The organism is Dankookia sp. GCM10030260 (genome assembly GCF_042666655.1).
In the GTDB taxonomy this organism is placed as follows: domain Bacteria; phylum Pseudomonadota; class Alphaproteobacteria; order Acetobacterales; family Acetobacteraceae; genus Paracraurococcus.
This window is the reverse complement of record NZ_JBHTDE010000075.1, coordinates 1-1518: the sequence shown is the minus strand read 5'-3', so window position 1 is coordinate 1518 and position 1518 is coordinate 1. Positions and strand designations below refer to the sequence as shown.

Below are 1518 nucleotides of genomic sequence, written 5' to 3'. Positions count from 1 at the left end.
CGATGGCGCACCAGTACGACCGGCACGTCGCGCGCCTCCTCCGCGTCGTGCAGCACCACCTTGCGTGGCCGGTCCTCCTCCAGCTCCTCAAGGCGCGCGACGACCTTAAATTCGCGCGGCTCCGGGCTGCGATCGGCATGGTCCACGCCGATCCGCCGGCGGTAGACGAGGTGCCCCCCGAGATAGCCGCCGACGGCCATACAGGCCCAGCCCACCGCGCTGGCGGCCTGCCCCGCGCCAGGTCGCCCGCGACCGCGCAGCCTGAGGGAGAGGAGCATGAGTCCCAGCGCTGTGCCGTTCGCCACCGCATGCACGAACCCGACGCGCCGCGCGCGTCCGTTCACATGTTGCCAGTCGGCAAGACCCGTCGCCGCCGAGGCAACAGCGCCAGCGATGCCCGCCTTCAGGGCGGTGCGCGCCGTCCGATCTGCTGCGTGAGGTTGCACAAGGTCTAGACGTGTCAGCAGGTCGAGCCCCTCCACTAGGGTCCAGGCGCCGATCGGCAGTGTGACGAGCAGCGGATGGATCGGATGGCCGAACCAAGTGCCGTGTAGCGCATCGCCAAGACGTTGCGCCGGGCTTCCGGCAATCTGCGCCGGGCGCGCCATAGCCGTCTCCAGAAGGCGGGCTGGGCCATCCAGCTGCTCTGACGCCTCGATCCTGCCGACGAGCCGGTCCACGCGGCTGAGTGGCGGCAATTTATCGGTCCGGGCGGCCGCCATCGCGTTTCATCCTGTCACAAGTGCCGAGCCGAACGCGATGCATGGTCGGCTGTTCCGCCTACCCAGCTCGTCTACCTTACTGAGGGGCGTTGCTGCACGGACCCGGCCAGTGGCGCCGCAGGCCAGGCCGCCGTAGGGGGTCGTCCCTCCTCTGATCCTCGAATGCCCATCTTGCCGTTCAAGTTGCATCAGGACCGCCGTCACCATTTCCCCAAACAGAAGCGGACGATTCAGAACTGGCGCGAATATGACGCCGGCCCTGCGCCAGCGCGGGAGCCTGACAGTGTGGTTCTCCAACGCGGCCATCGAGGGGTGGCGCAGCGCCGCGCACCACCCCGGGCGGGCAGCCCTGGTACTCCCCACTGGCGATCCTGACGGCGCTGACCCTGCGAGCCGTGTTCCGCCTGGCCCTGCGCCAGACGGAGGGGCTGATAGGCTCCGTGCTGCACCTGCTCGGGCTGGCTCTGGCAGTACCCGACCACACCACTTTTTGCCGCCGAACCGAGACACTGGAGGTGCCGCGGCCACGGCCGCGCAAGGAGGGTGAAGCCGTCCACCTGCTGCTCGACAGCACCGGCCTGAAGCTGTGCGGCGCGGGCAAATGGCTGCTGGAGAAGCACGGTACCAAAACACGCCGGTCCTGGTGGAAGCTGCACATCGGCATGGACGCCGAGGCTGGCCAGATTGTCGCAGCGGCGCTGACCACCAACGACGTCGATGACGGTTCCCAGGTTGGCCCCTTGCTCGATCAGGTGACAGCACCAGTGGCCTCGTTCACTGCGGACGGCGCCTACGA

At 68.4% G+C, this 1518-nt stretch carries 2 protein-coding genes; one reads left to right on the top strand and one right to left on the bottom strand.

All coding sequences use genetic code 11. The features are described from left to right. Positions 1–722: DUF2231 domain-containing protein (locus ACFQS7_RS30880; RefSeq protein ID WP_380070974.1), on the bottom strand; the 722-nt coding region annotated here is incomplete at its 3' end. Positions 723–1084: 362 nt separating this feature from the next. On the opposite strand from ACFQS7_RS30880, the gene ACFQS7_RS30875 reads away from it, so the two are divergent. Beyond that, on the top strand, positions 1085–1518 hold a 434-nt coding region (locus tag ACFQS7_RS30875), incomplete at its 3' end, for an IS5 family transposase (protein WP_380070975.1).